Here is a 17,365-nt window from a genome sequence, read left to right on the forward strand (position 1 = left end):
TAGTAATCGATCTAGGTTAATAACGAGCAAGGAGTTGACGGTGTACGCGATTGTTAAAGCAGGCGGACGACAAGAGAAGGTTTCAGTTGGTGAAACTCTTGTAGTTGATCGCATTGATGCTGCCGTTGGCGCTTCCGTAACTTTTCCAGCAGTACTGCTAGTTGATGGCGCAGATGTTATGGCTGATCCAAAAGCTTTAGCCTCTGTCAAAGTAACTGGTGAGATATTAGCTGAGCAAAAAGGTCCAAAGATTGCGATCCTTCGTTACAAGAGCAAAACTGGATATCGTCGTCGCCAAGGATTTCGTTCAAAATTAACTCGCGTAAAAATAACTGGAATTAACAAGTAACTACTACTTAAGGCAGGTGAAAGCAGATGGCAAGTAAAAAGGGTGTCTCCTCCACACGTAATGGTCGCGACTCAAATCCTCAGTACCTTGGCATTAAAAGATTTGCTGGCCAGGTAGTTAAGGGCGGGGAGATTTTGGTTCGCCAACGCGGAACCTACTTCCACCCAGGTAAGAATGTTGGCATCGGAAAAGATGACACATTATTTGCGCTACAAGGTGGATCAGTTGAGTTCGGTCGCGCTCGCGGTCGTCGCGTAGTAAATATCGTTCCAGCTTCATAATTTCAGCGGATTTAAATTTATGGGTCCGCTAACTGCGGGCCCATTTTTATTTGATTCATAAGTGATGCGAAAGGAGATCCGATGACAACCTTTGTTGATCGGGTTACCTTGCATGCCGATGCTGGAAAAGGCGGGGATGGTTGCGTCTCTGTTCACCGTGAAAAATTCAAACCATTAGGTGGTCCAGATGGCGGTAATGGTGGTCGCGGTGGCGACATTGTTTTAGTTGTCGATGCTGATGTGACAACCTTGTTAGATTTTCACCATTCACCACATCGCAAATCTACTGATGGCAAAAAAGGCGCTGGAGATTTTTGTAATGGCGCAGAAGGAAAAGACTTAATTTTGTCAGTTCCAAATGGAACTGTTGTTAAAGATGTTAGCGGTAATACCATCGCAGATCTTGTTGGATTTGGCACCAGATTTATGGCAGCCCAAGGCGGCAAAGGTGGATTAGGAAATGCAGGCCTTGCTAACTCAAAGCGACGTGCACCAGGTTTCGCACTCCTTGGTGAACCAGGAGATAGTCGAACATTATTTTTAGAGCTAAAGAGCGTTGCCGATATTGGTTTAGTTGGTTATCCAAGTGCTGGAAAGTCTTCTTTAATTGCAGCAATGTCTGCTGCCAGACCAAAGATTGCTGATTATCCATTTACTACATTGGTTCCAAACTTAGGTGTGGTGCAGGCAGGGGAGACAAGATTTACAGCAGCAGATGTTCCCGGATTAATTCCTGGCGCGAGTCAAGGAAAAGGTTTAGGACATGAGTTTTTAAGACATGTGGAGAGATGCGCAGCATTAGTACATGTTTTAGATTGCGCAACACTTGAGACTGATCGAGATCCAGTTAAAGATTTTGATGTTATTGAAGAAGAGTTAAAAGAGTATGGTGGTTTAGCAGATCGACCAAGAATTATTGCGTTAAATAAGATTGATATTCCAGATGGTAAAGCTATGGCAGATATGGTTCAAAAAACTTTAGAATCTCGCGGCTTTGAAGTATTTCAAGTATCTGCTGCCTCACGTGAAGGTATGCAGGAATTAATTTATGCAATGGCGCAGATTATTCAAAAAGTGCGCAAGGCTCAGAAAGAGGAGCAGGTTGCCAGAATTGTGCTTCGACCGCTTGCTGTTGATGATGCAGGCTTTGAAGTAATTGCAAATGTTGATGGCACATTTAACATTACCGGCGATAAGCCAGAGCGATGGGTTAAACAAACTGACTTTGCAAACGCTGAAGCAATTGGCTATTTAGCAGATCGACTTGCCTCATATGGAATTGAAAAAGAGTTGTTTAAAAAGGGTGCAAAGGCAGGGGACGAAGTAAGAATTGGTTTAGGTGATGAAGCTGTGATTTTTGATTGGGAGCCAAGCATTGAAGCTGGCGCAGAATTACTTGCTGGAGGTCCAAGAGGAGAAGATCTTCGTCTTTCAACACCTTGGCGAATGGATTTATTAGAGGATGATATTGATCAATTAAGTGATGATGAGATTGAAATGCAATGGGAGTACAACGTGGCAAATCCTAGAAATCCTCGAATTGATGAGGATGCTAAGTAAGAAGTTTTAATTCTTTAGATTTGAGATTTCAAGTAATGCTTTTGCAGTATCTGACTCATGATCAGAATCAGTTGGATTATCACTTAACTTAACAATCACTGTTCGGGTAGCAGGATTTATAAATATAAATTGTCCATGTAAGCCAAGTGCCAAACTAGTGTTTGGATATGGATGCCAAACTTGAGCTCCATAACCCCAATTTCGATCTAAGGTTGTAACTGGTGTGCTCAATCGTTTTAGCCAATTGTTATCAATTACTTTAGTTGGGCCGGCATACCCGCCATTTAAAAACAACATTCCAATTCGACCATAATCAATTGCCGAGGCGTTAAAACAGCAGAATGTTTTTTCAGTTCCACCAATTCGATCAACATTCCAGGTGGCAGGATACTTAGCTCCGACTGCTTGCCAAACATTCTTACTAAAGTAATCAGAAACTCTTTTGCCAGTTACTTTCTTTATAATCATTCCAAGCATCTGCGTATCAACGCTCATGTATTCTGATTTTGAACCTGGTTCAAATGCCATCTTTCGATTATTCTTTAGAAACCAATCTAGATCGGTTGTGGCATACATCTGTGCGATTGCAACACCCCAGCCAGAAGGACCTGATGGGTAGTTATCACTAACACCAACTCCTGCTTGCATATCAAGTAATTGTTGAATGGTTACTAGATCAAAACTTGTACCAGCTTTTAGATTTGGGAAGTAATCAACAAACTTGTCACTTTCCTTAATTTTGCCTTGATTAATTAGCTGACCAATCATGATGGAGGTCATGGTTTTAGCAACTGAATAAGATGGCAGTTGCGTACTTTGGGTTACACCATCCTCATACCACTCATATGTCATCACACCATTTCTAATAACAAGAAATGCATTGGTATCGGTCTGCTTTAAAAATTCATTAAATGCTAGAGAAGTTCCTTTATACATAATCTCTGCTGGCATTTTCTCCGATGCCACCGGCAGTGCGATTGGTTTATCGGAAGGATCAATCACATGCCACGGCATGAGAGTGGGAGTCTTTGAAGCCGGGGCAAGTCCTAATTTAATTGATGCAATTGGCTCTGGATAATGAACTACTTTGGTAAAGATAAATAGTGCTCCATATAGCACCGCTAGTGAGATGAGGGTGTTTCTAATAATTCTAAACAAACGCATCATGGCAATAGCCTATTTCAATACTGCTCACCGCTCTGGCAGCCACAGCGGGAAAATATTGCAGTTATCAAATGCAGATTAGGGTGAATTCGCCAGTGAATTAACACCAGTTATACTCACCGATTATGGCTGCAATCTCCCGCGATGAAGTGGCAAATCTTGCCCGACTAGCACGCATCTCAATGAGTGATGCTGAGTTAGATCATTTGGCAGGGGAGATGGATGTAATTCTTGGCGCAGTAGCAAGAGTGCAAGAGGTTGCTGGCGCTGATGTGCCACCAACATCTCATCCATTAGCAGTTAACAATGTAACTCGCGAAGATGTTGTAACACCAAGCCTGACGCCAGAGCAAGCATTATCTGGCGCCCCTGCATCTAGTGAGCAAAGATTTAAAGTTCCTCAAATTTTAGGTGAAGAGTAAATGAGCATTAGAGATAATGCCTGGCAGATGGCAGCTGCCCTAGATAAAAAAGAAATTTCAGCAGTTGAGTTAGCCAACCAACATTATGAACAAATCAATGCGGTAGATAAAGATGTCCACGCCTTTTTATATTTAGATAAAGAGGGCGCACTTTCCCAAGCCAAAGAGGTAGATAAAAAGCGGGCAGCAGGTGAGAAATTATCACCACTTGCCGGCGTACCCCTTGCATTAAAAGATGTGATGACACAAAAGGATGTGCCAACAACTTGTGGCTCAAAGATTTTAGAAAATTGGCGTCCGCCTTATGACTCAACTGTGGTCACTAAATTAAAGGATGCTGGCGTAATTATTTTAGGTAAAACTAATATGGATGAGTTTGCAATGGGTTCATCTACTGAAAATTCAGCTTATGGACCAACTCATAATCCTTGGGATCTAACTCGAATCCCTGGTGGTTCAGGTGGTGGATCTTCGGCCTCCTTGGCAGCATTTGAAGCACCGCTTGCAATTGGTACTGATACTGGTGGATCAATTCGCCAACCAGCTGCAGTAACTGGAACTGTTGGTGTTAAACCAACTTATGGCGGCGTATCAAGATATGGTTTAGTTGCATTTTCATCCTCGCTAGATCAAGCAGGACCATGTGCCAGAACAGTTTTAGATGCCGCCCTTTTACACCAAGTTATTGCAGGCTTTGATCCAAAAGATTCCACCAGCATTAATCAAGCGGTGCCTGATGTGGTTGCAGCTGCTAAAAAATTAAATATCAAAGGAATGAAAATTGGTGTGGTTAAGCAATTAGCAGGGGATGGTTATCAAAAAGGTGTTGAGAACAAATTTAATGAGGCAATTGCTGAATTAGTTAAGTTGGGCGCTGAAATTATTGAAGTATCCTGCCCTAATTTTGAATACGCACTTGCTGCCTATTACTTAATTGCCCCAAGTGAGTGCTCATCAAACTTAGCAAGATTTGACTCAATTAGATTTGGTTTACGAGTTGGCGATGATGGCGTGAAGAGCGCGGAAGAGGTAATGAATTTAACTCGGCAAGCAGGCTTTGGCCGTGAGGTTAAACGTCGAATAATTCTTGGAACATACGCACTTTCATCTGGATATTACGATGCTTACTATGGATCAGCACAAAAGGTGCGCACACTAATCAAGCAAGATTTTGATAATGCCTTTACTAAGTGTGATGTTTTGGTTTCACCAACTGCGCCAACTACGGCATTTAAAATTGGTGAGAAAAGTAATGATCCACTTGCAATGTATTTAAATGATATTGCCACGATCCCAGTAAATATGGCTGGTATTGGTGGAATGAGCCTGCCTTGTGGATTAGCGGAAGAAGATAATTTGCCAGTTGGTTTTCAAATCATGTCACCTGCGATGAAAGATGATCGAATGTATTTAGTTGGCGGGGCGCTAGAGGCAGCATTACTTTCAAAGTGGGGCAAACCAATTCTAGATTTTGCGCCAAAGCTAGCAGGATCAAAATGAGTTTAAATTACGATGGCGCACTTGCAATCTATGAGCCAACCCTTGGCCTTGAGGTGCATGTTGAGTTAAATACAAAGTCAAAGATGTTTTGTGGTTGCGCAACTGAGTTTGGGGCGCAGCCTAATACTCAAACTTGCCCAGTCTGCCTTGGACTTCCTGGTTCACTTCCAGTTGTTAATAAACGTGCGATTGAAAGCTCGATATTAATTGGCCTTGCATTGAATTGTTCAATCGCGCCATTTTCTAGATTTGCTCGCAAGAATTACTTCTACCCAGATATGCCAAAGAATTTTCAAACCTCTCAATATGATGAACCAATCTGTGTGAATGGCTACTTAGATGTTGATGTAGAAACTGATGAAGGAAATAAAACATTTAGAGTTGAAATTGAACGAGTTCACATGGAAGAGGACACAGGTAAATCACTACATGTTGGTGGGGCTACAGGTCGAATTCATGGGGCAGATCATTCACTTTTAGATTACAACAGAGCAGGTATTCCACTTGTTGAAATTGTCACCAAGATTGTGCCAAACACTGGAAAGTACGCCCCATTAGTTGCCAGGGCCTATGTTGCAACTTTGCGAGATATTTTGCGAGCCTTAAAAGTTTCTGATGTAAAGATGGAGCAAGGCTCACTTAGATGTGATGTGAACTTGTCATTATCAAAAGTTGGCAGCGGCAAACTTGGCACAAGAAGTGAGACTAAAAATGTTAACTCACTTCGTTCTGTGGAGCGTGCGGTAACTGGTGAAATTATTAGACATGCAAATAGATTAGAAAGTGGTGAAAAAATTGTGCAAGAGACTCGTCACTTCCTAGAGGAAAGTGGTGAGACTAGACCTGGAAGATCGAAAGAGCAGGCAGAGGATTACCGATACTTCCCAGAACCAGATTTAGTACCAGTAGTTCCTGATGCAAAATGGATTGAAGAGCTGCGCACTTTATTGCCTGAAAAACCAGCAGACCGCAGAAAGCGATTACAAACTGCTTGGGCTGTGCCAGATAAAGAGATGAATGCGATGGTTAATGCAGAGCTTCTAGATACTGTGGAGCAAACAGTTTTACTTGGCGCAGATCCAACAAAGGCTAGATCTTGGTGGTTAGGTGAAATCTCAAGAATTGCAAATGATAAAGCAGTTTCTCCAACTGATTTGATAACTGTAAATGATGTTGCTCAAATTATTGAGTTAATTTCTAAAGGTGAGCTAACTGATAAATTAGCCCGTCAAGTTGTTGAAGGGGTAATTGCCAAAGAAGGCTCCCCAAGTGAAGTTATTGCAAAACGTGGACTAAAGGTTGTCTCAGATGATTCTCAACTTATGAAGGCGATTGAAGAAGCAATTGCTGCCGCTCCTGACACAGCTGACAAGGTTCGTGGTGGCAATATTCCAGCAGCTGGCGCTCTAATTGGAGCAGTGATGAAATTAACTGGCGGCCAAGCAGATGCGGCTAAGGTGCGTGAACTATTACTAAAGCATTTAGGGCAATAAACTAATCCCATGAGCGAAAAAAATCCGCCAAACAAAATGAAGCCAAGATCTGGCTTAGTTACAGATGGCATGGAGCGCGCACCTGCAAGAGGAATGCTTCGCGCAGTTGGTTTTAAAGATGAAGATTTTGCTAAACCACAAATTGGAATTGCATCATCTTGGAATGAGATCACTCCTTGTAATTTATCTTTAGATAGATTGGCAAAAGCTTCAAAGAAGGGTGTTATTGAAGCTGGTGGTTTTCCAATGCAATTTGGAACTATCTCAGTCTCTGATGGAATTTCAATGGGACATGAGGGAATGCATTTTTCACTTGTCTCTCGTGAGGTAATTGCCGATTCAGTTGAAACAGTTATGCAGGCAGAGCGCTTAGATGGCATGGTTACATTTGCTGGTTGTGATAAATCATTGCCAGCGATGATGATGGCTGCAGCAAGAATGGATGTGGCATCAGTATTTGTTTACGCCGGCTCAACTATGCCTGGCAAAGTAGATGGCCGTGATGTAACAATCATTGATGCATTTGAAGCGGTAGGTGCTTGCGCTAGAGGATTAATCTCTCAAGATGAAGTAGATAAAATTGAAAGAGCTATCTGCCCAGGTGAAGGTGCATGCGGTGGTATGTACACCGCAAACACAATGGCAGCAGTAGGAGAGGCAATTGGTTTATCACTTCCAGGTTCTGCCTCCCCACCATCAATTGATCGACGCCGTGATGATTACGCAGTTAAATCAGGAGCAGCAGTTGTTGAGTTAATTCGAAAAGGTATTACTACTCGACAAATTCTTACTAAAAAAGCTTTTGAAAATGCGATCACAGTTGTAATGGCCCTCGGTGGTTCTACCAACGCGGTGCTTCATCTACTTGCAATCGCGCATGAGGCTGAGGTTGATTTAACTTTGGAGGATTTCCAACGGGTCGGAGATAAGGTGCCACTTCTGGGAGATCTAAAACCATTTGGTAAGTATGTAATGACAGATGTGGACAAAGTTGGCGGTATTCCAGTAATTCTTCGCGCACTACTTGATGCCGGACTTTTACATGGAGATTGTTTAACTGTGACCGGCAAAACCATGGCAGAAAACTTAAAAGAAATAACTCCGCCAGACCCAGATGGTGAAATTCTTAAAGCGGTTAAAGATCCACTCTCCCTTGGCGGTGGAATTACAATTCTTAAAGGTTCACTAACCCCAGATGGTGCGGTGTGTAAAACAGCTGGTATTGGCGTGGATGTATTTGAAGGTCCAGCAAAAGTTTTTGAAAGAGAACAAGCAGCAATGGACGCGTTAGAAAATGGATCAATTGTGGCGGGCGATGTTGTAGTTATTAGATATGAAGGTCCAAAGGGTGGACCAGGTATGCGCGAGATGTTAATGATTACTGGTGCGATCAAGGGTGCCGGTCTTGGTAAATCTGTATTGCTATTAACAGATGGCAGATTCTCCGGTGGCACAACTGGACTTTGCGTTGGCCATGTTTCACCTGAGGCAGTAGATGCTGGCCCAATTGCATTTGTAAAAACTGGAGACAAAATAAGAATTGATGTAGTTAATCGAACTTTAGATTTATTAGTTGAAGAGTCTGAGATGAATGAGCGAAAGAAAAGTTTTAAACCCCTTGCCCATAAGTATCGTCGTGGGGTATTAGCTAAGTATTCAAAATTAGTTGGTAGCGCCGCCAAGGGCGCGGTCTGTGATTAATACTTTTTTGTTATCTGCCTAGGCTCAAATACTGAGATTGATATCTCAGGAGTTGACTAGCCAATGCACCACCTGCGAAACTAAGCCCATGAAGAAGAGCTCACTTATCTCACAAATCGTGATCACATCAGTGGTCGTGGTGATTATTGAGCGTGCGCGCTAACTAGAAAAAGTTAGTTCGCACCCCTCAGATAAAACTGAGGGGTTTTGCTTTAGTAGGGCATATGAATGAGAGAGGAAGCAATGAGCAAGATCAATGGTGCGCAAAGTTTAGTTAACGCACTAGAGGCTGCTGGGGTTGAAGTTATGTTTGGAATCCCTGGGGGCGCGATCCTGCCTGCTTATGATCCAATTTTTGATTCAAAGATTAGACACATATTAGTTAGACATGAACAAGGCGCGGGTCATGCTGCCACTGGTTACGCCCAAGCAACTGGTCGAGTTGGAGTTTGTATTGCAACCTCGGGTCCTGGTGCGACAAATTTAGTAACACCACTTGCTGATGCACAGATGGATTCAGTTCCAGTTGTAGCAATCACAGGCCAAGTTCCATCTGCTGCAATCGGAACGGATGCGTTTCAAGAGGCAGATATTCGTGGGATTACCATGCCATTCACAAAACATAATTATTTGATTACAGATCCAGCTGATATTCCGCGGGCGATTGCAGAAGCCTTCCACATCGCAAGCACAGGTCGTCCTGGTGCGGTATTAGTTGATATTGCAAAGGATGCGCTGCAAAAAGAGACAACTTTTAATTATCCAAAGAGTGTTTCACTTGCTGGTTACAACCCAGTAATGGAGCCAAAGAGTGAGGCGATCAGAGATGCTGCAGCTTTAATTGCCCAATCTAAGAAACCAGTTTTATATGTTGGTGGCGGTGTAATTAAGGCAGAAGCTGCCAAAGAGTTAATGCAGTTAGCTGAGATAACTGGTGCGCCAGTTGTTACTACTTTAATGGGAAGGGGTGCTTTCCCAGATTCTCACAAGCAACACCTTGGTATGCCCGGCATGCATGGCACAGTTGCCGCAGTTACCGCTTTACAAAAGGCAGATCTATTAATTACTTTAGGTGCCAGATTTGATGATCGAGTTACTGGAAAACTTTCAACCTTTGCGCCAAACGCCAAGATTATTCACGCTGATATTGATCCAGCAGAAATTGGCAAGAACCGCCATGCTGATGTGGCACTGATTGGTGATTTAAAAAATATTTTAAGAGCTCTAGCACCTGCAACTAAGGTGGCGCTGGCTAAATCTGCGCCGGATTTAACGCCTTGGCTTAATGAGGTTTATGGCTGGCGAAATAAGTTTCCACTTGGTTATGACAAGCCATCTGATGGCTCTGTTTCACCACAGTATGTAATTGAAAGAATTGGCAAGATCTCAGGTCCTGACACAATCTTTGCTGCAGGTGTGGGACAACATCAGATGTGGGCATCTCAATTTATTGGTTATGAAAAACCAAGAACTTGGCTTAACTCAGGTGGCTTAGGAACTATGGGTTATGCAGTTCCAGCTGCAATGGGCGCAAAAGTTGGTGCACCTGATGCAACTGTGTGGGCAATTGATGGTGATGGGTGTTTTCAAATGACAAACCAAGAGTTAGTAACTTGCGCGTTAAATAATATTCCAATCAAGGTTGCGGTAATTAATAATGAATCCCTTGGCATGGTTCGCCAATGGCAGACACTGTTTTATAACCAAAGATATTCAAATACTGATCTGCACTCAAAGCGAATTCCAGATTTTAAAATGTTGGCTGAAGCTATGGGTTGTGTTGGATTGCGCTGTGAGACACCAGGCGACGTGGATAAGACTATTGAAGCGGCGATGGCTATTAATGATCGCCCAGTAGTTGTTGATTTTAATGTTCATAGAGATGCGATGGTTTGGCCAATGGTGGCAGCTGGAACTTCAAATGATGACATCACTGTTGCTAGATCTATGGCGCCTGTCTGGGATTCACAGGAGTTGTAATGGCTATTCATACATTGGCAGTTTTAGTTGAGAACTCACCTGGCGTACTTGCCCGTGTTGCTTCTTTGTTCTCTCGTCGTGGTTACAACATTGATTCACTTGCGGTTGGTCCAACTGAGAACCCAAAGGTTTCTCGTATGACTATTGTCTTAAATCTAGAAGGACATGCGTTAGATCAGGTGAGCGCTCAATTATTTAAGTTAGTAAATGTAATTGGAATTTCTGAGATGAAGGATTCTGATTCACTAAAGCGCGAAATTTTGCTAGTTAAGGTGGCAAATACAGCCGCAACAAAAGAGATTGTTAATAAGCACAACGCCGTTATTGCTGATGAATCATCCGCTGTGATATCTATTGAAGCGGTGGGTCAAACATCTGCAATTGAATCTTTACTGGCAGATTTGAAACCACATGGAATTCGCGAACTAGTCCAATCTGGCTTAGTTGCGTTAGAGCGCGGGGATAAAACCCTGGCTGATCGCACCTTATCCACGATGGGAACAGCGAATGAGTCTGACCCAAATAGTTCCACAGCTGATTACCAAAATTAACAAACCAACCAACATAAGGAGAAATACAGTGGCAACGATGTATCACGATGAAGATGCAGATCTATCAATTATCCAATCTAAAAAGGTTGCCGTAATTGGTTATGGATCTCAAGGACACGCACATGCACTATCTCTACGAGATAGCGGTGTTGATGTTGTGGTTGGTTTAGCTGATGGTTCAAAATCTCGAGCCAAGGCAGAGGCAGAAGGCCTAAAGGTTGCATCTGTTGCTGATGCAGTAAAAGGTGCTGATGTCGTGATGTTGCTAGCTCCTGATCATGTGCAGCGCCATATTTACAATGATTCAATTGCGCCAAACATGAAAGATGGCGCAGCGCTATTTTTTGGTCACGGATTTAATATTCGATTTGGCTATATCAAGCCACCTGCAAATGTTGATGTTTGTATGGTTGCGCCAAAGGGTCCAGGACACTTAGTAAGACGTGAGTATTCAGCAGGACGAGGTGTTCCAGTAATCGTTGCCGTAGAGCAAGATGCAACTGGAAATGCTTGGCCGCTAACTCTTTCTTATGGCAAAGCAATTGGCGGACTTCGTGCTGGTGGAATTTTGACTACCTTTACTGAAGAGTGTGAGACAGATTTATTCGGTGAGCAATCAGTACTTTGTGGTGGAGCTTCTCAATTAGTTATGTATGGCTTTGAGACTTTGATTGAAGCCGGCTATCAACCAGAGGTTGCCTACTTTGAATGCTTACATGAGTTAAAACTAATTGTTGACCTTATGTATGAAGGTGGAATTGCAAAACAGCGATGGTCAGTATCTGATACAGCTGAGTATGGTGATTACATCTCAGGCCCAAGAGTTATTGATCCAAGCGTAAAAGAGAATATGAAAAAAATTCTTGCTGAAATTCAATCAGGTGCGTTTGCAAAGAGATTTATTGATGATCAGGATGCTGGCGCTCCTGAATTTAAATCATTACGCGCAAAGGGTGAAGCACATCCAATCGAGCAGGTTGGCCGAGATCTTCGCAAGATGATGTCTTGGGTTAAGTCTTCAAACAATGATGATTACAAAGAGGGAAATGCGGCGCGTGGCTAAACCAGTAGTACTTATCGCTGAAGAGTTAAGTCCAGCCACATTAGAGGCGCTCGGACCTGACTTTGAGGTGCGCAATTGCAATGGCGCAGATCGTGCAGAGTTATTAGCTGCTCTTTCTAAGGGAGTAGATGCGGTATTAATTCGCTCTGCTACCAAGATGGATGCCGAGGCAATTGCAGCAGCAAAGGGATTAAAGGTAATTGCGCGAGCTGGTGTTGGTTTAGATAATGTTGAAATTCCAGCTGCAACCGCTGCTGGTGTAATGGTGGTTAACGCACCTACCTCAAATATTGTCTCCGCTGCTGAACTTGCAATTGGATTACTCCTTGCTAGCGCAAGATTTATCTCACCAGCACATACAGCTTTACAAAACGGCAAGTGGGCAAGATCTAAATACACCGGCGCTGAATTGTTTGAAAAAACTCTAGGAATTGTTGGCTTTGGCCGTATTGGTCAATTGGTAGCCCACCGAATGCAAGCATTTGGTATGGATGTAGTTGCTTATGATCCTTATCTACAACCAGCAAGGGCTGCGCAATTAAATGTTAAGTTAGTTGAGTTAGATGAGTTGTTAAGAGTGAGTGATTTCATCACTATTCATTTACCAAAAACTAAAGAGACAGCAAATTTAATTGGTACCGAGGCGTTAAGTAAGGTTAAGCCAACGGTAAGAATTATTAATGCTGCCCGCGGTGGAGTATTAGATGAGACCGCACTTTATGAAGCACTCAAAGCTGGCAAGGTAGGTGGCGCTGGTCTTGATGTATTTGCAACAGAGCCTTGTACAGATTCACCATTGTTTACATTAGATAATGTGGTGGCAACTCCTCACCTTGGCGCTTCAACTGATGAAGCACAAGAGCGCGCTGGAATTGCTGTTGCGATCTCAGTAAGAAAAGCTTTATCTGGTGAGTTAGTACCGGATGCGGTAAATGTTAAAGGTGGCGCGATTGATCAAGCAGTGCGCCCAGCGCTGCCACTAGTTGAAAAATTAGCGCAGGTTGCAACCGCCTTAGCAAATGATGTTATCTCCTCAATTGATGTTGAGGTAAGAGGTGAGATTTCAACTCTTGATGTTTCAGTTCTTGCAACTAGTGCGCTAAAGGGAGCACTGCTTGCAATGGGCGCTGAGGATGTTACATATGTAAACGCCCCAGCATTAGCAGCAGAGCGATCAATTAGCTCAACAGTTTCAACTGATTCTGAAAGCCCAGATCATCGTAATTTGGTTTCAGTAAGAGCAGCTTGTGCTGATGGCAGCCAAGTATTTGTTAGTGGAACTTTGATGGGAATTAAACAGACCCAAAAGATCGTGGCAATTGATAAGTTAGATCTAGATCTTAAGCCAACAAATAATTTGCTATTCCTGCGTTATACCGATCGCCCAGGTGTGGTTGGTGTAGTTGGAAATGCATTAGGTAAGTTGAAAATCAATATTGCAGATATGCAGGTTGGTCGCACCCAGGAAGGTGGCCAAGCTTTAATGGCACTAACTGTTGATTCAGTTATTCCTAAAGAGATCATTGATGTGATTGCAAAAGAAACTGGGGCATCCTTAGTTCGCTTTGTGAATTTGGTGAATGAGTGAAAACTTTTAATTTAGCCACAATCCCAGGTGATGGAATTGGTCCTGAGGTAGTAACGCAAGGCCTGCGAGTATTAGATGCGATTGCTAAAAAATATGATTTAGAGTTTAAGAAAACTAATTATGAGCTAGGTGCCACCTACTGGCATAAGACTAAAGAGACACTGCCTGATTCAGTAATGGCTGAATTAGCAAAAGCTGATGTGATTTTATTGGGAGCAGTTGGTGATCCAACTGTGCCAAGTGGGGTACTAGAGCGAGGATTATTACTAAAACTTAGATTTGCATTTGAGCACTATATAAACCTTCGACCGGCAAAGTTATTTCCAGGTGTTGCATCACCAATTACTAATAATAAAGGTATTGATTTTATTGTGGTGCGAGAAGGCACTGAGGGACTTTATGTTGGTGCAGGATCCATTAAAGATGAGGGCACAAATAAAGAGTTAGCAATTGAGGAATCGATTAATACCTATAAAGGTGTTGAGCGAGTTATCCGAGATGCCTTTAATCGAGCAATGGATAGACCACGCAAAAAACTTACCCTTGTTCACAAAAACAATGTATTAACTAGAGCAGGTGGATTATGGACTCGTGTATTTAATGAGGTTGCTAAGGATTTTCCTCAAGTAACAACAGATTACTTACATGTTGACGCAGCATCTATGTTTTTTGTAACCAACCCAGAACGCTTTGACGTAGTAGTTACTGATAACCTATTTGGCGACATCATTACTGATATCGCAGCTGCAATCTGCGGTGGGATTGGATTAGCTGCAAGTGGAAATATCAATCCAACTGGTGCTTTTCCTTCAATGTTTGAACCTGTACATGGCTCAGCCCCAGATATTGCTGGTAAGAATTTAGCTGATCCAACTGCAACAGTTTTATCTATCGCCATGATGTTAAATCACTTAGGGCAAACTCAAGCAGCAACTGATGTTGAAAAGGCAGTAGCTAAAGATTTAGCAGCACGTGGGGATAAGAAGAGATCAACATCTGAAATCGGGGATGCATTAGTGGCGGGAGTGTTATGAAGGTAATTAGTAATCCAAATACAAATCCAGTTTCATCTGCTGAACGAGACAAGCGAGTAGCAGAGCCTGGTTTTGGTAAGTACTACACCGACAATATGGTGGTCGCTGAGTGGAGCGAGGCAACTGGTTGGGCTGATGCCAAATTACAACCATATGGTCCAATTACATTAGATCCTGCCGCAATGGTTTTTCACTATGGCCAAGAGATCTTTGAAGGAATGAAGGCTTACTCACAACCAGATGGTGGAGTATCCCTGTTTAGACCTGATGCAAATGCAAAGCGTTTTGCAAAGTCTGCTGCTCGAATTGCTTTGCCTGAAATGCCAGTTGATTTCTTTGTTAAAACAGTTGAAGAGTTAGTTAAGGCAGATGCTGGCTGGGTGCCAAAGAAAATTGGTGAGTCTTTATACATTCGCCCATTTATGATCGCAACTGAAGTTGGCTTAGGAGTGCGACCATCAAATCATGCAACATATATTTTAATTGCTACCCCTGCTGCTGCCTACTTTAACTCTGCAAAAGCGGTAACGGTTTGGATCTCAACTGAGTATGTAAGAGCAGCTTTAGGTGGCACAGGTGAGGCAAAGTGCGGTGGAAATTATGCAGCATCACTCCTTGCGCAAAAACAAGCAGCTAAAGAAGGTTGTGATCAGGTTGCATACATTGATGCCAAAGAACGTAAGTGGGTTGAAGAGATGGGTGGCATGAATCTCTACTTTATTAAGGGAAGTGGTAAAGATGCCAAGATCATTACACCAAAATTAACTGGCACATTACTTCCTGGAATCACCCGAGATTCAATATTGACTCTGGCAAATGATCTTGGATACAAAACTGAAGAGGCGATGATCTCAATTGATGATTGGCGAGATGGCGTTAAATCAGGAGAAATAACTGAGATATTTGCTTGTGGCACAGCTGCGGTTGTCTCAGCGGTGGGTACTGCAAAAAGTATTCATGGCACTTGGCAAACAGGTGATGGCCAACCAGGTCCAATTACAAATCAGATTAGAGCTGCCTTACTTGCGATTCAGCATGGAAGTGCTGAAGATAAACATGGTTGGAATAAACGGGTTATCTAATGCCAATTAATGATTCATTTCATATCTATGACACCACACTTCGTGATGGCGCCCAGCAAGAGGGTTTGAATTTATCGGTACACGATAAGTTAACTATTGCTCGCCACCTTGATGATTTAGGTGTTGGTTTTATTGAAGGTGGCTGGCCGGGTGCAAATCCAAAGGACACTGAGTTTTTTAAATTAGCCCAAACTGAGTTAAAACTAAAGAATGCAACCTTTGTTGCATTTGGTGCAACTAGACGTCCTGGAGTAAAGGCCGCAGATGATTTACTTCTGCGCGCATTGCAAGATTCAAAGGCGCCGGTTGTAACGCTGGTGGCAAAGAGTCATGATCGCCATGTTGATCTAGCTCTTAAGACACATCTTGATGAAAATCTTGCGATGATTACCGATTCAATTAAGTTTTTAAAAGCTGGTGGTCAGAGAGTTTTCTTAGATGCTGAGCACTTCTTTGATGGCTACCTTTCCAATAAAGCTTACGCACTTGAGGTGGTTAAGGCTGCGGTTGAAGCTGGCGCTGATGTTGTAGCCCTTTGTGACACAAACGGTGGAATGTTGCCAGATCAATTATCAAATATTGTCCATGAGGTTTTAGCTGCGTCAAAGGCTCGTCTGGGTATTCACTGCCACAATGACACTGGGTGCGCAGTTGCTAACTCACTTGCTGCAATTTCTGCTGGTGTTACCCATGTGCAGGGAACATTAAATGGATATGGCGAGCGAACTGGAAATGCGGATCTAGTAAATATCATTGCAAACCTAGAGTTAAAGAAGGAACAAATAGTTTTGCCGGCTGGTAAATTACAAGAAGCCTTCCGCATCTCACACGCAGTCGCTGAGATTACAAATGTTGCGCCAAGTGCGCGCCAACCATATGTTGGCACCTCTGCCTTTGCTCACAAGGCAGGACTTCATGCATCTGCAATCAAAGTAGATCCAATGATGTATCAACATGAAACCCCAGAATCAGTTGGCAATGACATGCGAATGTTGGTCTCTGAGATGGCTGGGCGTGCTTCAATTGAGTTGAAGTCAGTAGAGCTTGGGATTGATTTAGGTGGGGATAAAGATTTAATCGGCAGAGTTGTGGAAAAGGTTAAAGATCTAGAGGGAAAAGGTTTCACCTTTGAAGCAGCAGATGCCTCCTTTGAATTACTGCTTCGCACAGAAGTTTTAGGAAAGAGGCCAAGCTTTTTCACAATCTTAGATTGGCAAACTACAGTCCACCAAGATGATTCAGGGGAAGTAACAAGTAAAGCAACGGTAAAGATAAATGCTAAGGGTGAAACTATTTCAGCCCAAGGTGTTGGAAATGGTCCAGTTAACGCAATTGATAACGCACTTCGCAGCGGCCTAGAAAAGTTTTATCCAGAGCTTTCAAAACTTGAGTTAACTGATTACAAAGTTCGTATTTTAGAAGGCCGGCTAGGAACTGGGGCGGTGACTAGAGTTTTAGTTGAGACTAGTGATGGCAATGGCGAGTGGAGCACAATTGGTGTGCATGAAAATGTGATTGCAGCCTCTGCGATGGCATTAGATGACGCGGTTACCTATGGCTTACTAAGGCAAGGACGCAAACCCGAGTAATCTGCTAT

At 42.9% G+C, this 17,365-nt stretch carries 15 protein-coding genes; 14 read left to right on the forward strand and 1 reads right to left on the reverse strand.

Annotated features, from left to right (window positions below):
* Positions 1-40 precede the first annotated feature (40 nt).
* The 3 genes from rplU to obgE all read left to right on the forward strand — a co-directional run bounded on the left by rplU (position 41) and on the right by obgE (position 2,190).
* The gene (gene rplU, locus B1s21122_RS01845; protein WP_095680914.1) at positions 41-349 is read left to right on the forward strand and encodes a 50S ribosomal protein L21; all 309 of its coding nucleotides are present in this window, start codon (positions 41-43) and stop codon (positions 347-349) included.
* A gap of 26 nt (positions 350-375) precedes the next feature.
* Complete coding sequence (gene rpmA, locus B1s21122_RS01850) at positions 376-630, forward strand: 50S ribosomal protein L27 (RefSeq protein ID WP_095680913.1); 255 nt, start codon at positions 376-378, stop codon at positions 628-630.
* Between the two features lie 81 nt (positions 631-711).
* Positions 712-2,190 (forward strand): GTPase ObgE, encoded by a 1,479-nt coding sequence (obgE, locus tag B1s21122_RS01855; RefSeq protein WP_095680912.1) that lies wholly within the window; start codon positions 712-714, stop codon positions 2,188-2,190.
* 6 nt (positions 2,191-2,196) lie between these two features.
* Here obgE and B1s21122_RS01860 read toward each other — a convergent pair whose 3' ends face one another.
* A complete protein-coding gene (locus tag B1s21122_RS01860) occupies positions 2,197-3,357 on the reverse strand; it encodes a serine hydrolase domain-containing protein (protein WP_095680911.1) in 1,161 nt (386 codons plus the stop codon).
* 122 nt (positions 3,358-3,479) lie between these two features.
* Here B1s21122_RS01860 and gatC point away from each other — a divergent pair, with 122 nt between their 5' ends.
* From gatC to cimA, 11 genes are all read left to right on the forward strand, one after another.
* The gene (gene gatC, locus B1s21122_RS01865) at positions 3,480-3,776 is read left to right on the forward strand and encodes an Asp-tRNA(Asn)/Glu-tRNA(Gln) amidotransferase subunit GatC (protein ID WP_095680910.1); all 297 of its coding nucleotides are present in this window, start codon (positions 3,480-3,482) and stop codon (positions 3,774-3,776) included.
* On the forward strand, positions 3,777-5,276 hold the full coding sequence (gene gatA, locus B1s21122_RS01870) for an Asp-tRNA(Asn)/Glu-tRNA(Gln) amidotransferase subunit GatA (RefSeq protein ID WP_095680909.1): 1,500 nt from the start codon (positions 3,777-3,779) through the stop codon (positions 5,274-5,276).
* A complete protein-coding gene (gatB, locus tag B1s21122_RS01875; protein WP_095680908.1) occupies positions 5,273-6,769 on the forward strand; it encodes an Asp-tRNA(Asn)/Glu-tRNA(Gln) amidotransferase subunit GatB in 1,497 nt (498 codons plus the stop codon). Before gatA ends, gatB begins: the two co-directional genes overlap by 4 nt.
* A gap of 9 nt (positions 6,770-6,778) precedes the next feature.
* Positions 6,779-8,470 carry a dihydroxy-acid dehydratase gene (gene ilvD / locus B1s21122_RS01880; RefSeq protein ID WP_095680907.1) on the forward strand — a complete coding sequence of 564 codons (1,692 nt, stop codon included), beginning with the start codon at positions 6,779-6,781 and terminating at the stop codon, positions 8,468-8,470.
* Positions 8,471-8,713: 243 nt separating this feature from the next.
* Positions 8,714-10,450 carry an acetolactate synthase large subunit gene (locus tag B1s21122_RS01885; protein ID WP_095681249.1) on the forward strand — a complete coding sequence of 579 codons (1,737 nt, stop codon included), beginning with the start codon at positions 8,714-8,716 and terminating at the stop codon, positions 10,448-10,450.
* Complete coding sequence (gene ilvN, locus B1s21122_RS01890; RefSeq protein ID WP_095680906.1) at positions 10,450-11,001, forward strand: acetolactate synthase small subunit; 552 nt, start codon at positions 10,450-10,452, stop codon at positions 10,999-11,001. The genes B1s21122_RS01885 and ilvN overlap by 1 nt, the downstream gene beginning before the upstream one ends.
* 37 nt (positions 11,002-11,038) lie before the next feature.
* Positions 11,039-12,064, forward strand: a complete 1,026-nt coding sequence (gene ilvC / locus B1s21122_RS01895) for a ketol-acid reductoisomerase (RefSeq protein ID WP_190278586.1) — start codon at positions 11,039-11,041, stop codon at positions 12,062-12,064.
* Positions 12,048-13,652: a phosphoglycerate dehydrogenase gene (gene serA, locus B1s21122_RS01900; protein WP_095680904.1), complete on the forward strand. Its 1,605-nt coding sequence runs from the start codon at positions 12,048-12,050 to the stop codon at positions 13,650-13,652. The genes ilvC and serA overlap by 17 nt, the downstream gene beginning before the upstream one ends.
* Positions 13,649-14,686, forward strand: a complete 1,038-nt coding sequence (locus tag B1s21122_RS01905; RefSeq protein ID WP_095680903.1) for a 3-isopropylmalate dehydrogenase — start codon at positions 13,649-13,651, stop codon at positions 14,684-14,686. Before serA ends, B1s21122_RS01905 begins: the two co-directional genes overlap by 4 nt.
* Complete coding sequence (locus B1s21122_RS01910; RefSeq protein ID WP_095680902.1) at positions 14,683-15,768, forward strand: branched-chain amino acid aminotransferase; 1,086 nt, start codon at positions 14,683-14,685, stop codon at positions 15,766-15,768. The genes B1s21122_RS01905 and B1s21122_RS01910 overlap by 4 nt, the downstream gene beginning before the upstream one ends.
* Entirely contained in the window at positions 15,768-17,357 is a 1,590-nt protein-coding gene (gene cimA, locus B1s21122_RS01915) for a citramalate synthase (RefSeq protein ID WP_095680901.1), read from the forward strand. The genes B1s21122_RS01910 and cimA overlap by 1 nt, the downstream gene beginning before the upstream one ends.
* The last annotated feature ends 8 nt before the right edge of the window (positions 17,358-17,365 follow it).

The organism is Candidatus Nanopelagicus limnes (genome assembly GCF_002287885.2).
GTDB lineage: Bacteria > Actinomycetota > Actinomycetes > Nanopelagicales > Nanopelagicaceae > Nanopelagicus > Nanopelagicus limnae.

What these genes read in the sequence shown, in the direction of transcription:
- B1s21122_RS01885 (WP_095681249.1), top strand. Translation starts at nt 8,714, where the DNA reads ATGAGCAAGATCAATGGTGCGCAAAGTTTAGTTAACGCACTAGAGGCT.
- gatC (WP_095680910.1), top strand. Translation starts at nt 3,480, where the DNA reads ATGGCTGCAATCTCCCGCGATGAAGTGGCAAATCTTGCCCGACTAGCA.
- B1s21122_RS01910 (WP_095680902.1), top strand. Translation starts at nt 14,683, where the DNA reads ATGAAGGTAATTAGTAATCCAAATACAAATCCAGTTTCATCTGCTGAA.
- gatB (WP_095680908.1), top strand. Translation starts at nt 5,273, where the DNA reads ATGAGTTTAAATTACGATGGCGCACTTGCAATCTATGAGCCAACCCTT.
- B1s21122_RS01860 (WP_095680911.1), bottom strand. Translation starts at nt 3,357, where the DNA reads ATGATGCGTTTGTTTAGAATTATTAGAAACACCCTCATCTCACTAGCG.
- ilvN (WP_095680906.1), top strand. Translation starts at nt 10,450, where the DNA reads ATGGCTATTCATACATTGGCAGTTTTAGTTGAGAACTCACCTGGCGTA.
- serA (WP_095680904.1), top strand. Translation starts at nt 12,048, where the DNA reads ATGCGGCGCGTGGCTAAACCAGTAGTACTTATCGCTGAAGAGTTAAGT.
- gatA (WP_095680909.1), top strand. Translation starts at nt 3,777, where the DNA reads ATGAGCATTAGAGATAATGCCTGGCAGATGGCAGCTGCCCTAGATAAA.
- obgE (WP_095680912.1), top strand. Translation starts at nt 712, where the DNA reads ATGACAACCTTTGTTGATCGGGTTACCTTGCATGCCGATGCTGGAAAA.
- cimA (WP_095680901.1), top strand. Translation starts at nt 15,768, where the DNA reads ATGCCAATTAATGATTCATTTCATATCTATGACACCACACTTCGTGAT.
- rpmA (WP_095680913.1), top strand. Translation starts at nt 376, where the DNA reads ATGGCAAGTAAAAAGGGTGTCTCCTCCACACGTAATGGTCGCGACTCA.
- ilvC (WP_190278586.1), top strand. Translation starts at nt 11,039, where the DNA reads ATGTATCACGATGAAGATGCAGATCTATCAATTATCCAATCTAAAAAG.
- ilvD (WP_095680907.1), top strand. Translation starts at nt 6,779, where the DNA reads ATGAGCGAAAAAAATCCGCCAAACAAAATGAAGCCAAGATCTGGCTTA.